The 14,676-nt window shown below is 69.5% G+C and carries 15 protein-coding genes; 6 read left to right on the plus strand and 9 right to left on the minus strand.

The features are described from left to right. Window positions 1-3 precede the first annotated feature (3 nt). The 3 genes from C6Y44_RS05450 to C6Y44_RS05460 all read right to left on the minus strand — a co-directional run bounded on the left by C6Y44_RS05450 (window position 4) and on the right by C6Y44_RS05460 (window position 4,112). On the minus strand, window positions 4-2,316 hold the full coding sequence (locus tag C6Y44_RS05450) for a M28 family peptidase (protein WP_159416514.1): 2,313 nt from the start codon (window positions 2,314-2,316) through the stop codon (window positions 4-6). Between the two features lie 74 nt (window positions 2,317-2,390). Then, entirely contained in the window at window positions 2,391-3,614 is a 1,224-nt protein-coding gene (locus tag C6Y44_RS05455) for a globin domain-containing protein (protein WP_159416513.1), read from the minus strand. Between the two features lie 54 nt (window positions 3,615-3,668). Continuing rightward, complete coding sequence (locus C6Y44_RS05460; protein ID WP_159416512.1) at window positions 3,669-4,112, minus strand: RrF2 family transcriptional regulator; 444 nt, start codon at window positions 4,110-4,112, stop codon at window positions 3,669-3,671. A 146-nt stretch (window positions 4,113-4,258) separates the two neighbouring features. Here C6Y44_RS05460 and C6Y44_RS05465 point away from each other — a divergent pair, with 146 nt between their 5' ends. The 3 genes from C6Y44_RS05465 to C6Y44_RS05475 all read left to right on the plus strand — a co-directional run bounded on the left by C6Y44_RS05465 (window position 4,259) and on the right by C6Y44_RS05475 (window position 7,216). Beyond that, the gene (locus C6Y44_RS05465) at window positions 4,259-5,167 is read left to right on the plus strand and encodes a universal stress protein (protein WP_159416511.1); all 909 of its coding nucleotides are present in this window, start codon (window positions 4,259-4,261) and stop codon (window positions 5,165-5,167) included. Window positions 5,168-5,238: 71 nt separating this feature from the next. Further along, window positions 5,239-6,279, plus strand: a complete 1,041-nt coding sequence (locus tag C6Y44_RS05470; protein WP_159416510.1) for an LLM class F420-dependent oxidoreductase — start codon at window positions 5,239-5,241, stop codon at window positions 6,277-6,279. Window positions 6,280-6,304: 25 nt separating this feature from the next. After that, a complete protein-coding gene (locus C6Y44_RS05475; protein WP_120281631.1) occupies window positions 6,305-7,216 on the plus strand; it encodes a universal stress protein in 912 nt (303 codons plus the stop codon). Between the two features lie 27 nt (window positions 7,217-7,243). Here C6Y44_RS05475 and C6Y44_RS05480 read toward each other — a convergent pair whose 3' ends face one another. Then, the gene (locus C6Y44_RS05480) at window positions 7,244-7,513 is read right to left on the minus strand and encodes a hypothetical protein (RefSeq protein WP_006551566.1); all 270 of its coding nucleotides are present in this window, start codon (window positions 7,511-7,513) and stop codon (window positions 7,244-7,246) included. A 17-nt stretch (window positions 7,514-7,530) separates the two neighbouring features. Then, window positions 7,531-8,487 (minus strand): nitroreductase family protein, encoded by a 957-nt coding sequence (locus C6Y44_RS05485; protein ID WP_174246928.1) that lies wholly within the window; start codon window positions 8,485-8,487, stop codon window positions 7,531-7,533. A gap of 151 nt (window positions 8,488-8,638) precedes the next feature. On the opposite strand from C6Y44_RS05485, the gene C6Y44_RS05490 reads away from it, so the two are divergent. Further along, complete coding sequence (locus C6Y44_RS05490) at window positions 8,639-9,286, plus strand: response regulator transcription factor (protein WP_033096942.1); 648 nt, start codon at window positions 8,639-8,641, stop codon at window positions 9,284-9,286. A gap of 25 nt (window positions 9,287-9,311) precedes the next feature. Here the strand turns inward: C6Y44_RS05490 and C6Y44_RS05495 are convergent, their stop codons facing one another. The 3 genes from C6Y44_RS05495 to C6Y44_RS05505 all read right to left on the minus strand — a co-directional run bounded on the left by C6Y44_RS05495 (window position 9,312) and on the right by C6Y44_RS05505 (window position 12,227). After that, on the minus strand, window positions 9,312-10,970 hold the full coding sequence (locus C6Y44_RS05495; protein WP_159416509.1) for a sensor histidine kinase: 1,659 nt from the start codon (window positions 10,968-10,970) through the stop codon (window positions 9,312-9,314). Continuing rightward, complete coding sequence (locus tag C6Y44_RS05500) at window positions 10,967-11,614, minus strand: alpha/beta hydrolase family protein (protein ID WP_159416508.1); 648 nt, start codon at window positions 11,612-11,614, stop codon at window positions 10,967-10,969. Before C6Y44_RS05500 ends, C6Y44_RS05495 begins: the two co-directional genes overlap by 4 nt. Before the next feature lie 79 nt (window positions 11,615-11,693). Next, a complete protein-coding gene (locus tag C6Y44_RS05505; RefSeq protein WP_192378723.1) occupies window positions 11,694-12,227 on the minus strand; it encodes a hypothetical protein in 534 nt (177 codons plus the stop codon). A gap of 107 nt (window positions 12,228-12,334) precedes the next feature. Between C6Y44_RS05505 and C6Y44_RS05510 the strand changes: the two genes are divergently transcribed. Together C6Y44_RS05510 and C6Y44_RS05515 are read left to right on the plus strand one after the other, a co-directional pair. Beyond that, window positions 12,335-12,829 carry a DUF2243 domain-containing protein gene (locus C6Y44_RS05510; RefSeq protein WP_159416506.1) on the plus strand — a complete coding sequence of 165 codons (495 nt, stop codon included), beginning with the start codon at window positions 12,335-12,337 and terminating at the stop codon, window positions 12,827-12,829. Between the two features lie 9 nt (window positions 12,830-12,838). Next, window positions 12,839-13,645, plus strand: coding sequence for a cytochrome c oxidase assembly protein (locus C6Y44_RS05515; protein ID WP_159416505.1), 807 nt, complete (start codon window positions 12,839-12,841; stop codon window positions 13,643-13,645). On the opposite strand, the gene C6Y44_RS05520 is transcribed toward C6Y44_RS05515, so the two are convergent. Beyond that, window positions 13,614-14,675, minus strand: coding sequence for a tellurite resistance/C4-dicarboxylate transporter family protein (locus C6Y44_RS05520; RefSeq protein WP_174246927.1), 1,062 nt, complete (start codon window positions 14,673-14,675; stop codon window positions 13,614-13,616). The genes C6Y44_RS05515 and C6Y44_RS05520 overlap by 32 nt on opposite strands. Between the last annotated feature and the right edge of the window lies 1 nt (window position 14,676).

Here is a 14,676-nt window from a genome sequence, read left to right on the forward strand (position 1 = left end):
GCCCTACAGTTGCAGGGTCCGCGTCACGGCCACCGTCGGCTGGACGACGACGCGATCCGCGGGTGGCTCGAAGCCGGGTACTTCGCCGAGATCGTCACCGAGATCGGCGACGCGGACGCCGAGGCGGCTCTCGAGCATGCTCAACGTCAGCTCGACCTCGATCCCGTCGGGGCCGGGAGCCCAGAACAGGAAACCGAAGTCGTCGGACGGTTCGGCGCGGAAGCCGTCCACCGTCGCGCCGTGGACGTGGGCGGTGGTGTTGTCGATCCACAGTCCGACGGCCTGGGCGTTCCTCGGTGAGCTCAACCGCAGTCGGATCTTCCGGGCGCTTCCGCCGGTCGTGTCCTCGAGGATCTCGACCTCGGGCGCCTCGAGGTCGGCGACCGGAGCGGGCCCGTGGTACATCGGACGGTGCTCCCGCCACGGGAAGGCGGTGGGGAGCGATTCGGGACCGGTGGTGAGCAGCCCTTCGCTCCAGTCGGATCTCGGGCCGTCCGGCGATCCCCACACCGCGGCACCCCGATCGGCGTCGAGCGAGTACCAGAGGTATTCCTGCCGGGGATCGGTCGCCCCGTCCCGGTTGAGGTAGCCGGCGAGCAGCGTGCCCACCAGGACGATCGCGATCGTGCCCGTCGCGGAGACGACGAGCCCACGGGTGGTCGACGCGAACGGCTCGCACAACGGGAGCAGCGCGGCGAACGTGAAGGCGACGAACAGACCGGCCACCGGCGCCCCGTAGAGGAGTCCGGCGTCGAACGACACCAGCACGGCGGGCAGGCCGAAGATCAGCGAGCCGAGTGCGCCGAGGGCGATCGTGACGAGCGGCCACACCGTGTCGCGCTGCGGGAGGAGCAGCGCCACCAGCAGACCCAGCGCTGCCGGCAGAGTGAGCACGAGCAGAGTCAGCGGCACACCGGCGAAGGGGATACCGGCGAGAGCGAGCACTGCGACGAGCGTGAACGCTCCGCACGTGAGGGCGGCAGCCGGACGGCCGCGGCCCCACCACGATCGCGCGACCAGCAGTACGCCGAGGGCCGCGACGACCGCCGCGAACTGGAAGACACCCGGCCGGTAGGGCTCGTCGGCGACCGGGGCGGCCATGCCCGGATCGACGGTCTGCACGATCCACCACGGCAGCCACGCCGCGCCCGCCGCGAGGACGGCGGCGAGCAGGGACACGCCCACGGCAGCGCCGGACTGCCAGGCCGACGTCTCGCCACGGCGCACCCGCAGCACGACGATCGCCCCCGCGATGCCGGCCAGCACGATCGCCCCGACGACCTCGGCCCACCTCGGCATGTGGAGAAGTCCCCAGGGCGCGGTCGTCACGACCTGGTCGCCGCCGTCGTCGACCGTGGTGAGATCGGATCCGGCGAGCGTGCGGGCGGTCGCGAGGGAGGTGTCGCCCATGTGCTGCAGCGACGTCCGGCTGAGACGGTCGGGGGTGTCGAGAGGGCTGTGGTAGTACGCCGATCCCGCGGAGATCGCGGTGTCGAGGGCGTGGTGGCCGTGCTCGGCGAAGCGGCGGAAATCGGTGTCGTTCGGCAGCGCCTCGAAGATCAGCTCGGTGAGGGAGTCGGCGTTCGCGCCCGGTGCCCCCGCGAGGCTGTCGATCAGGACGCCGTTCGGTGAGGTGATCCGGAAGGTCGTCGGCGTACCGGCGTTCCCGCGGGCTTCGTGGTTGAGCACGACGACCGGGCCCGCCCGGACGGACTCCGTGCCCACGAACCGGTGGGCGCCGAGCAGACCGTTCTCCTCACCGTCGGTGAGCAGGACGACGACGTCGTTCCGCGGGGGAGGACCGGACTCGATGGCACGAGCGACCTCGAGGACCGTGCCGACGCCGATCCCGTCGTCGCCCGCGCCGGGGGAGCCCCGGACCGTGTCGTAGTGCGCGGCGAGCACGACGGTGCCGGTGGGATCGGTACCGGCTCGGGTCGCCACGATGTTCTGCACGCGGGCGCCGCGCTGGGTCGCCTCACCGGACCGCGCCATCCATCCGACGCCCGAGTCGACGCGGGTGGACCACCCGAGTTCCTCGAGGACTGCGACGAGATGGTCGCGGGCATCGGCGTGGGCGGTCGATCCGAGCGGTCGTGGGCCGGTGGCGATCGCGTCGATGTGTTCGCCGGCGCGGGCGGCGCTGAAGACGTCGGCGGGAGCATCGGTTCCGAGCGGCTCGTCGGACCCGGGGAACAGGGCGACGAGGCCCGCCACGAGAAGGACTCCGATCAGCGCGAGGACACTGTTGCCCAGGGCCTGAAATCGGCTACGCGGGGACGGGGCCGGGTCGCGAACAGCCGCGGCGGAGTCCATGGTTGCAGCCTAGCCGCGAATGCGGCGGTGCCCCGGCAGACTCGGCCGGGGCACCGCGATCGGATCGGGTCGGATCAGGAGGCAGGTGCCCAGCTGTCGGGTCCGAACACCTCGTAGTGGATGTTCTCGGCCGGGACGTTGCGCTCGATCAGAGCCTCGCGCAGCGAGAGCATGAACGGCAGGGGACCGCACAGGTAGGCCTGGGTCTTCGGATCGAGCGGCAGATCCGAGATGTCGGCCCGTCCGACGCGGACCGTCTCGAGCGGTCGGCGGTTGCCGAGGTCCTCGTACCAGCGGTACAGCTGGGCCGACGGGATCTTCTCGGCGAGGGTCTCGAGCTCGCGACGGTGGGCGTGGCTCGCGACCGACCGGTCGGCGTGCAGGACCGCGACGGGACGCTCGTCGCCGACGTCGGCGAGGTGATCGAGCATGCCGATCATCGGGGTGCATCCGATGCCGGCGGACGCCAACAGGATCGGGGTGTCGCCCTCGGTGAGCACGAGATCGCCGAAGGGAGTGGTGACCTCCAGCTCGTCGCCCTCGAAGAGGTTGTTGTACAGGAAGTTCGACACCTCACCGGCGGGAAGCACGGTGCCGTCGGGTGCGGTGGTCTCGAGGACCCGCTTGACGGTGATGCGCCAGTCGCCCTTCGCGGGTGCGCTCGACAGGCTGTACTGACGGATCTGGCGGGCGCCGTCGGGGAGGTGGACGCCGACCGAGAGGTACTGGCCCGGACGGAAGGTGGGCAGCGGGGAGCCGTCGAGCGAGGTGAGCACGAACGAGACGGTGTCGGCGGACTGGTGGACGCGGTCGGCGACGCGGACGGTGCGCCAGACGTCGCCGGCCTCGACACCCGCGGCCCGGTACAGATCGGCCTCCATCGAGATGAGGGTATCGGCCATCAGCCAGTACAGTTCGTCCCATGCTTTCGCGACCTCGGGAGTCACTGCCTCGCCGAGGATTTCGACGATCGCCTCGAAGAGGTGCTTGTGGACGATCCAGTACTCGTCGGGCTTGATGCCGAGCGAGGCGTGCTTGTGGGCGACGCGGGACAGGATCGCCTCGACACGGGCGGGGTCGGGATCGAGCTGGAGCGTCGCGAAGGCCGCGATCGATCCGGCGAGTGCCTTCTGCTGCTCACCCTGCTTCTGGTTGCCGCGATTGAACAGGTCGCGTTCGAGCTCGGGGTGGGCGGCGAACATCTTGCTGTAGAACAGCGAGGTGATGTCGCCGATGGCGGCTCCCACCGCTGGGAGGGTCGCGGCGATGACGTCCTTGGATTCGGGTGAGAGCGGCATGGTGTGTCTCCTCGTGTGTGTCGTGACAGGCTGCACCGGCGGCCTCGCCGTGGGTCAGCGGCCGGTGGGTGGTTCGAGGGTGAGCAGGACCGGACCGGCGTCAGGGGTCGCCAGGTCGGCGATCGTGACGTCGTCGAGGGCGGCGTAGAAGGCGTCCTGTGCGGTGCGGAGCTTGGAGCGGAGGCCGCAACCGCGACGCATGGGGCACGGCTTCGCTCCTTCGCACTCGACGACCTCTTCTTCACCCTCGAGGGCTCGGGTGAGCCAACCGAGGCTCGCCGTGCGGCCGAGTTCGGTGATGGTCAGTCCTCCGCCGCGTCCGCGGCGGGTGGTGACCACTCCGAGCTCGCCGAGCCGGGCGACGACCTTCGTCGTATGTGCGTACGACAGATCGAGCTGGTCTGCAATCGTTCTGGTACTGGGCATACTCTCCGCCGGGCCGGCGACGAGATGCATCACAACTCTCAGTCCTAGATCGGTGAACCGGGTGAGTTGCATGACCTCACGGTAGTAAATTCGCATCCCAAATGACAATTTGATGTGACGCAGATCGCTGTTGCCCGAATGCATTGCGATCAAAGGAATCTCGACACGATGACCAAAGTCCGTATCCGGACGTAGCGGATCCGACTAGCCTCGGAGGCGTGAAACCACTCGGTGAAGCACCCCGCGACCACAATCACGTGACCGTCGGTGTGGACGGTTCCCCGGCCTCCGAGCGGGCGGTGAGATGGGCCGCGGCCACCGCGGCCGGCCGGAAGATCCCACTGCATCTCGTCCACGCGGTGGACTTCGCCCCATCGGGTTGGACGAAACTTCCCTTCTTCCGTCCCTCGCAGGTCTTCGAGTGGAGCGAAGCCGAGGCTCAGGCACTCCTGAAGGAGGCCGCGGAGACCGCCGAGGCGGTGGCGCCGGATCTCGAGATCACCGCCGAACTCGCCCTCACCGGAAGCGCCAAGTGGCTCGTCGAGCTGTCCCGCACGTCGCGGATGATCGTCCTCGGTGCCACCGGGAGCACCAAGTTGGGGGAGGCCTTTCTCGGTTCCACCCCGGTCTCTGTCGCCGGTCATGCCGAATGTCCGGTCGTCGTGGTGCGGGGGCCGGAGGGATCCCTCCCCGACGAGCGGCCCGTCGTCGTCGGCGTGGACGGTAGTCCCGCGAGCCGCCAGGCGGTCGACCTGGCGTTCGAGGAGGCGTCCTGGCGCGGGGTCGACCTCGTCGCCGTCCATGTCTGGAGCGACCTGAAGGTCGGGGAGATCGACGAATCACCCCTCGATTTCGATCCCCGCGCGTTCGAGGAGTACGAGCACTCCCTGCTGTCCGAGTGCCTCGCGGGCTACGGCGAGCGCTATCCGGACGTGACGGTCCACCGGAAGGTCTACGTCGACGGCCCCCGCGCCCACCTGCAGTCCTGGAGCGGGAAAGCCCAGCTCGTCGTGGTCGGTACCCGAGGTAGGGGCGGCTTCAAGGGGATGGTGCTCGGCTCCACCGGAAATGCGCTCATGCGCGAGGCGCACTGCCCGGTGATGGTGGTGCGACCGGTCACCTCCTGACGGCGGTAGTGTTCGGGGCACGTGGACGAACGCGCCCCGAGCGGGGTGTGCAGCAGGAACGAAGGTGGCGCATGCGCATCGGAATGGGACTGAACTACAGCGGAGGTTTCGCGGAGACCGCGGCGGAGGTGGCCGACCTGGAAAAGGCCGGCCTCGATATCGTGTTCGTGCCCGAGGCCTATTCGTTCGATGCGGTGAGCCAGCTCGGCTATCTGGCGGCCAAGACCACGCGCGTGGAGCTCGCCTCGGGAATTCTCCAGTTGTTCACCCGGACACCGACGCTCACAGCGATGACGGCCGCCGGCCTGGACTTCGTCTCCGACGGTCGCTTCGTGCTCGGTATCGGTGCGTCCGGGCCGCAGGTTATCGAAGGTTTCCACGGTGTTCCCTACAACGCGCCGCTGGGCCGCACGCGCGAGATCGTCGACATCTGCCGACAGGTGTGGCGCCGCGAGAAGGTCGACCACCAGGGCAAGTACTACCAGATCCCGCTGCCCGCCGAGCGTGGCACCGGGCTCGGCAAGCCGCTGAAGATCATCAACAAGCCTGTGCGCGAGCGCATCCCGATCATCATCGCATCGCTCGGTCCGAAGAACGTCGAGATGACCGCGGAAATCGCCGAAGGGTGGCAGCCGCTGTTCTACTACCCGGAGAAGGCCGCCGAGGTGTGGGGCGAATCGATCGCCAAGGGCAAGGCCAAGCGCGATCCGGCGCTCGGCGACCTGCAGATCTACGCGCAGACCGCGCTGGCGATCGGCGACGATGTCGACCACATGCTCGACTGGGTCCGGCCCATGGTCGCGCTCTACGTCGGCGGCATGGGTGCCAAGGGCAAGAACTTCTACAACGACCTCGCGATCCGGTACGGCTACGCGAAGGAAGCCGAGACCATCCAGGAGCTCTACCTCGCCGGAAAGAAGGAGGAGGCGGCCGCGGCGGTGCCCGTCGATCTGCTCCGCTCGATCTCCCTGATCGGTTCGGAGGGCTTCGTGCGCGAGCGGGTCGCGGCCTTCGCGGAGGCCGGGGTCACCACCCTCAACGTCACCCCGTTCGCGGCCGACACCGCAGGTCGCGTGCGACTGATCGAACAGCTGCGGCAGATCTGCGGCTGACCCACCGAGAAAGGTTCCACGTACGATGACCGAGAACAAGCCGATCGTCGTGGCCGTCGACGGATCCGACGCGTCCACGACCGCGGTGAACTGGGCGGCACGGACGGCCGGGATCCGCGGCCTGCCGCTGCGCATCGTCACCGTCGTGCACATCCCCGCCTTCTACTACTCCGAGCCATACCTCGCGCAGAGCTTCCACGAGGAGATGAAGGCGACGGCCCGCGACAGGCTCGACAACGCGGCCGTGCTCGCCCGGCAGATCATCGACGAGAACCGTCACGGGAACGTCGAGGTCACCACCGAGCAGCTCGAAGGCAAGGTCGTTCCCACGCTCATCGCGCAGGCCGAGCACGCCGACCGGCTCGTCGTCGGATCGCGCGGCCTCGGTGAGGTGAAGGGCCTGCTCGCCGGTTCGGTCTCCACGGCGGTCGTCTCGCACGCGACGGCGCCCGTCGTCGTGGTGCGGGGTCGCACCCTCGACGGTGCGCCGCCGGCAAAGGGGCCCGTCGTGGTCGGTGTCGACGGATCGGTCTCGTGCCGCGACGCGGTGGAGGTCGCGTTCGAGGAGGCCTCCGCACGCGGCGCGACGCTCGTCGCGGTGAACGTGTGGAGCGACGTCAGCGTCCAGCCCTCGCTCGGGGCCGTCCCCGAGGACCCGCACTGGAGCCGGATCCAGACCGGCGAGGAGATCGTGCTCGCCGAACGTCTCGCCGGTTACCAGGAGCGGTACCCGGACGTCACCGTCGAACGTGTCGTCGCCCGCGACCGGCCGGTGCGGGTGCTCAGCGAATATGCCGAGGCCGCACAGCTTCTCGTGGTCGGAACCCGCGGACGCGGCGGTTTCAAGGGGTTGCTGCTCGGCTCCACGAGCAACGCGCTCATCCAGACCGCGGACTGCCCGGTCCTCGTCGTCCGGTCGAAGGAGACCGAGGACTGATCCCGGACGAGGGAGCGAGGCGGGGCGTCACCCGAAGTCGTCGACGCCCCGCTCGCGCAGTTCTCTCCATGCGTCGGCCGGATGCACGCCCCGGCTGATCGCGCCGTTCTCGATGAGCACCCCGAGCATCTGCGAGAGCACGAACGCGACATCCTCGACACGCCCGCACTCGTAGCGGGCGGACAGCCACCCGGAGACGTTGCCGGCCTTGGCGGCCTGCGCCATGTCCAGGGCCGTGCGGAACAACTCGCGGGTCGGATCATCGATCGGATCCTCGGTCGGTGCGCTCATCGTCACCTCGATCTCTCTTCTCGTCAGAAACCCACGCGCAGGATCACCAGCGGCACGACCGGCAGGTCGAGCATCTCGGCCAGGCGCGAGCCCGCGTCCTCGACGCGCAGGGGATGGGTCATGACCGACGCCGACAGTCGCGCGTCGATGGCCGCGAGCCAGCACCGCTCCACCGCCGCGCCGACCCGGACCAGATCCGCCGGCGATGTGGACGCGGCGGAGAACAGGAGAACCGATTCGCGCGCGATCGCCGCAGCCAGCGCATCGACGTCGGGGATCCCCGTCGTGACCATGGCCTCGCCGGCCGCGCCGTGTTCGTCGAGGCTCGCGCTCCAGGTGGTGACCACCTCGGCGTTGCCGCGCGGCTGCCAGTGGGAGGTCCACGAGAACATCTCCCGCTGGTAGTGCGGGTGACGCCGGCGGGTCTCCGCCGCGTAGGCGAGCACCTGGGCCAGGGCGACGGCCTCGTCGGTGGCGAGCAGGCGCACGTCGACGTCGGGTACCGCCCCGGCCGCGGCGACGACGTCGGCGAGCGTCTCCGTCGGCACCGGGATGTCGGTGAACGATTCGCGGTGGCTGCGCCGGTGCGAGATGGCGGCGTACAACCGCAGGTCGCGGCTGCTCGGGGTACCCGAGCCGAGAGTCTCGATCCGGGCGATGAGCTCCGGACGTTGCGGATCGGGCAGCACGGAGGTGCGCGAGCGGTTGCCGAGGACCCGGATCGCGAGCTCGAGATTCGCGAGGGCCGCACCGCACGAGATCAACCGGTCGACGCGCAGCGGGTCCGGCCCCGGTTCCGCGAATTCGAGGCGTTCCTCCAGTTCGGCGCTGTGATCGGGCAGGTGCAGATTCCACGGTTGCGTGTCGTGCACCGAGGGTGCCTCCACCACCGCACGCGCAATGATCTCGGTGTCACCGAGCGACCAGGTTCCGGCATCGACAGTCACGAGATCCTCCTCGTCGGCTCGTTCGTCCCACATGTCCACCTCTGCCTCTCCAGCGTCTCCCGAGCGGTGCCCGCGGGGCAGGGGGAGAAGGTCCCCAGATGGGTGTCGAACGGCCCCGAGGACGTGGGTATCGCGGTACACCTGGGACAATGACGGAACAGCATGTCAACGAAAGGTGTCCGAGATGACCCGCGTGTTTCTCGTCGACGATCACGAGATCGTGCGGCGCGGCCTGGTGGATCTGCTGAGCAGCGTGCCCGACTTCACCGTCGTCGGTGAGGCCGCCTCGGTGGGGGAGGCCCTGGCCCGCGTGCCCGAGAGCGGCGCCGACGTCGCGGTGCTCGACGTGCGGCTTCCCGACGGCAACGGGGTCGAACTGTGCCGCGAGCTGCGTACCCGCATGCCGGGTCTGCGCGCCCTGATGCTCACCTCCTACGCCGACGACGAGGCACTCTTCGACGCGATCATGGCGGGTGCCTCGGGGTTCGTGCTCAAGCAGATTCTCGGCACCGACCTCGTCTCGGCGATCCGCACCGTCGGCGAGGGCGGCTCGCTGCTCGACAGCCGTGCCACCGCCGCCCTCATGGAGCGGATCCGGGCGTCGCGCACGGCCGATCCGCTTGCCGAGCTGTCGGAACAGGAACGCGCCGTCTTCGAACTCATCGGTGAGGGCCTGACCAACCGGGAGATCGCCGAGCGGCTGTTCCTTGCGGAGAAGACCGTGAAGAACTACGTCTCGCGGCTGCTGGCGAAGCTCGGCATGCAGCGCCGCACGCAGGCTGCGGTGCTCGCCACCGAGCTGCGCAACGAGCGCGGCAAGCCGACGTCCTGATCCGACGGGGGCGGGACCCGTTCCGTCAGAGCGGGACCGTCCACAGCACCCGGGTGCCGCGCGGGTGGGCCAGGCCGATCTCGCACGACCCGCCGCACTGCACGGCGCGCCGCTCGAGGTTCGCCAGCCCGCTGCGGCGAGGCGTGTCGGGCAGACCCGTGCCGTCGTCGAGGATCTCGATCCGGAAGTCGTCCTGAACCGAGACCGACACCGAGATGTTGTCGGACTGGGAATGGCGCAGCGCGTTGCTCAGCCCCTCGCGGAGCACGGCCTCGGCGTGCGGATGGATCCGCATCGGCACCAACGTGTCGATGGGGCCGACGAACTGCACGTTGGGTGCCACCGAGGAGTGGATGCTCAGGTCGCCCACGACATCCAGCAGTCTCCGGCGCAGACTGTTCGACGCCGCCGCGCCGGTGGTGTGCAGATCGAAGATGGTCGTGCGGATCTCGCGCACCGTCCGGTCGAGCTGCTCGATCGCGTGGCGGATCACCTCCACGACACGTTCGGTACCCGCACCTTCCGCCGTCGCACTCTGCAGACTCATGCCGGTGGCGAACAGACGCTGGATGACGTTGTCGTGCAGGTCCTGTGCGATACGGTCACGATCGGCCAGCACGTCGAGCAACCGCTTCTTGCGTTGCTGTTCGGCGAACTCGAGGGCCACGGCCGCGAGGTTGGCCATGGATTCGAAGCGGGCCACGTCCTCGTCGTCCCACGGTTCGGTACCGGCCTCGCGGGTCGCGACGAGCACGCCCGTGACGGTCGACGTCGCCGACAGTGGCAGCACCACCGCGTGGCCCTCGTCGCCCTGTTCCGTCGGCGGCAGTCCCTCGAGCGTATCGAGGTGCATCGGCTGCCGGCTCTTGAGTGCTTTGAGCACAGGCGATCCGGTGAGATCGAAACGCTTGTCCTTCCCGCACGGGATCGCGGGGGACGCGGCCTGCAGGCGGCCCTGATGACCCTCGACGAGCACCACATAGGCACCCGCACACCGGGCGAGTTCACGGACCTGGCCGGTGAGCATCGACAGCGTCTCGTCCACCGACCCACCCATCAGCAACCGCGAGTTGATGGATGCCATTGCGGTGAGCCATCTCTCGCGGGCGAGGGAGCCCTCGAACAGGCGCGCGTTCTCGACGGCCACACCGGCGGACATCGCGAGGACCTTGAGGATCACCTCGTCCTCCTCGGTGAACTCGGGTGCGCCCAGCTTCTCGGTGAGATAGATGCTGCCGAAGACCTTGCCGCGCACCATGATCGGAGTTCCAAGGAAACTTTTCATGGGCGGGTGGTTGGGCGGGAATCCGATGGAGGCGGGATGCTTCGACAGGTCGGCGAGGCGGACCGGCCGGGGATCGTTGATGAGCAGACCGAGGATGCCCCGGCCCTCGGGCAGATGGCCCATCACCTCGCGCTGTGTCGGGTTGATCCCGACGTACACGAACTCCGACAGACCACCGTCGGCGGCGCGCACGCCGAGCGCGCCGTAGCGGGCGTCGAGGAGAGCGGTCGCGGCGGTGACGATGCGCTGGAGCATGGAATCGAGTTCGAGACCCGATCCCACGACGAGCACCGCTTCGAGCAGTCCGCGCAGGGTCGTCGGGGCGTCGACGGAGTCGTCGAGCCGGTCGCGGAGCTCGGCGAGCAGCGTGTCGATGGCGACGTCGGTGGGTTCGATCATGAGTTCTTCTCTTCCAGCAGGTGCAGCGCGGCGGACACGGCGGATTCCGAGGGATCCGTCTTCGCGCGGCTCAGGTCGTGTGCGGCCCCGGTGACCTCGACGAGGGTCGTGGCCGCGGGCAGAAGATCGAGTGCCTCCCGCAGTTCGTCGAAGGTACCGAAGGGGTCGCGGTCGCCGTGGACGAACACCGTGGGCACCGAGATCTTCGGCAGGTGCTCGGTGCGCAGCTTCTCCGGCTTGCCCGGCGAATGGAGGGGATAGGACAGCAGGACGAGGGCGTCGGCGATGCCGGGTTCGTCGGCCGCGAGCATCGACGTCTGCCGGCCGCCGTAGGAGACGCCGCCGAGCAACAGCGGCCCGGACACGCGGTCGCGCAGCTCCGCGGCCGCGGCGGCCACACCCTCACGGTCCTCCGCGGCGCGGGACGGCTGCGGGGGTCCCTTGGGTTTGCGACGGCGGAACGGCAGGTCGTAACGCAGAGCGAGGAAGCCGGCGTCGGCGAACCGGGAACACATCAGCTGCAGGATCCGGGCGTCGCAGTTGCCGCCGGCGCCGTGCGTCAACGCGACGGCACCCCGCGGGCTGCCCTCGGGAAGATGCAGGTGACCGGTCACGGTGCCGGTGTCCAGCGGTTCGACACTCACACCGATACGGTAACCGCCGCGTCGGCGACGTTTCCTGGGCCCTCCGTGCTCCGGTGCAGGTCGCCTGTGCTCCGTGCCTCTACCGGCCGGCGGCCGCGCTGCGGGGGATCGGGCCGATGTCGGAGTGGCGACCGGGCACGAGCGCGGCGTGCCGCCCGCCCGGGCCGGGACCGCGGCGGGCGGCGAGCGCGTCGGCGACGGCACCGGTGACGAACCCGTAGACGCTCTTGTGGAGGACGTCGATCGCCAGTTCGGAACGGGGCCACGTCTGCGGCGGTGCTCCCACGCCGGTCGCATTCTCGAGGATCTGGTCGTTGGTCAGACGGACGACGGTGAACTTCGACGAGGCGAGCGGCCCCCGCAGGCCCACCTCGGCCATGACCGAACGCAGCACGCCGATGGCGATGCCCTGTCCGAAATGCATCGCCCAGTTCAGGGCGGTCGAGTGCTGCCCGGCCGATTCGGAGGCGCCCGTCATCCGTGCGAGTACGCGGCCCGGCACGTGGGAGTTCGGTCGCCCGGTGACGGCCTGCTCGATCTTCTCCCCGACGGTCATGGCGGCCACGCCGGCCGCACCGGCGACCAGCCCTTCCCACAGTGCGTTTCTCAGCATGACCGCTCGGGTACCCGCCGCGGGATCGGAACAACCCGCATTCCCGGACGGAGCCCTTCGGGCGACACGGTGAAGGAGCGTCCTTCGGGCGGCACGGTGAGGGAGCGATGACCGGAGCGACACGACCCCGAGACACCCGCGACGGAATCTCGGTGCGGCACTCCGCGATCAGCGGTGCCCTCCTCGGTGTGGCGCTCATGGCCGCGATCGACGAGATCGTCTTCCACCAGATTCTCGGCTGGCACCATTTCTACGACCGCTCCACACCCGCGGTCGGTCTCGCCTCCGACGGTCTGCTGCACACGGCCGAGTTGCTCGTTCTCGTAGCGGGATTCGCGTTGCTCGCCGACGTGCGTCGCAGGCACGCCCTGGCGGTACGGCACTTCTGGGCGGCGCTGCTCATGGGAGCGGGCGCGTTCCAGTTGTTCGACGGACTGGTGAACCACAAGGTGTTCCGCGTCCACCAGATCCGCTACGACGTCGACGTGTGGCCCTACGACCTGGCCTGGATCGCAGGGGCTCTCGTGCTCCTCGTCGCCGGTGCATTCCTGTGGTGGTCGGCGCGACGGAACGTGCGCACCACCGGGCTCTCGGACGGATAGGAGCCGTCGGTGCACGATCATCCGACGCACACGGGACCGGGAGCACTCGCCCTCGTCGTCCTGCTGGTGGCGGCTCTGGGGGTCGCGCTGTACCTCGGGGCGGCCGTGCGGCTGCGTCGCCGTGGCGACGCGTGGCCGTGGTGGCGTGATGCGAGTGTCGCTGCGGGTGCCGGCGCCGTCGCTGCCACGGCGGTAGTTCCTCTGCCCGGTGGGCCGTTCACCGCGCACATGGCCGGGCATCTGCTCGTCGGCATGGTCGCGCCCCTGCTGATCGTGCTGGGGCGGCCGGTGACCATGTTGCTGAGGACCGTCCCGGTGGGAGGCGCACGCACGGGCCTGCTCACCGTGCTGCATTCGCGGCCGGCCGCACTGCTCACGGCGCCGGCGGTCGCGGCCGTGCTGGACATGGGTGGGCTGTGGGTGCTCTACCGGACGCCGCTGTTCGCTGCGATGCACGACGACACGCTCGTCGCGGCCGTGGTCCACCTGCACGTCTTCGCCGCCGGGATGCTGTTCACCATCGCGATCTGCCGGCTCGATCCTCTCCGCCGCAGGTACGGTCTCCCGCATCTCGCGGTGGTGTTGCTCGTGGCCGGCGCGGTCCACGCGGTGCTGGCGAAGACGCTGTACGCGCAGTCACCTCCCGGCACGATGTTCGCCGCGTCCGATCTGCAGGCGGGTGCCCAGCTGATGTACTACGGCGGCGACGCGGTCGGTGTGGCCCTGGCCGTCGTGCTCGCCGTCCGCTGGTACGGCGAGATGGGGCGTGCCCGCGCGCGGGCGGTCACCGTCGGTCGCGCTCGACCGGCCGCATGAACCGGACCCACATGCGGTGCAGCATCGCGGCGAACACCACGGCCCAGGCCGCCACCGCGACCCACAACTCGGCGGCGCCGATCGCTCCGACCAGCGGCAGATCGTCGGCGCGACCCAGATACATCCCCGCGACCGCGTACATGCCGAGCGGGAAGACGATCGACCACAGTGACGAGTCGTAGGTCAGTGGAACCCGGTGGACGCGGTGACGCCACCAGCCGGCCGCGACGAGCGGCGGCAGCAGCCACGTCGCGAAGGCCCAGATGACGACGGCGAGGCCCGCGATCAGGCCGCGAGTCGCGTCGACCATCGGGGCGTCGTCCATCTCGACGATCCGTGAACCCGCCACGACGGTGATCGAGCACGCTCCCATCGACACCCAGTACGGGGCGGTCAGGTCGGTGGGTCGCAACGGGTACTGCAGCATCCGCGCCGCGACGAAGATGCCCGCCGCCGCGTACAGGAAGAGCCCCACACCCCAGGTGAACACCGCGACGGCGGCGAGGAGCCGGTCCAGTTCGCGGTAGACCGGTTGGAGCGTGGCCGCGGCGATGGCCACCGACTCGCTGGCGACGACCCAGATGAACCACGTTCCGTTCGCCTTCGCGAGGACGGGACGCTCCGCCGTGCCGAGCACGGCGGTCCACGGGACGACATATCCGAGCACCAGCCACGTCGCCGCCGCGCCCACGAGCAGTACGGCCGCGGTGGAATGCCGACCGTCCATCATCAGGCGTACGCCGAGCACGTTGCTGCCCGCGACGAAGGTGAAGAAGCCGAACGCCCGTCCGGAATCGGCGAGATCGGCGCGGACTTCGTCGCGGAACGCGAAGAACCGCCACACCGACAGGGCCACCAGCGTCGCGTATCCGATCGCGGACACGATCAGCAGCACAGCTGATCCGAGGTGGAAACCGCGGAGGTGGAGTCCGGTGGAGACGATGCCGCCGGCCATGACGAAGGCGAAGTAACCCGGTGCGAGGGTGCGGACTTCTTCGCGGAGACGGGAACGGGCCTGCACGGCGCGCACG

The organism is Rhodococcus rhodochrous, assembly GCF_014854695.1.
In the GTDB taxonomy this organism is placed as follows: domain Bacteria; phylum Actinomycetota; class Actinomycetes; order Mycobacteriales; family Mycobacteriaceae; genus Rhodococcus.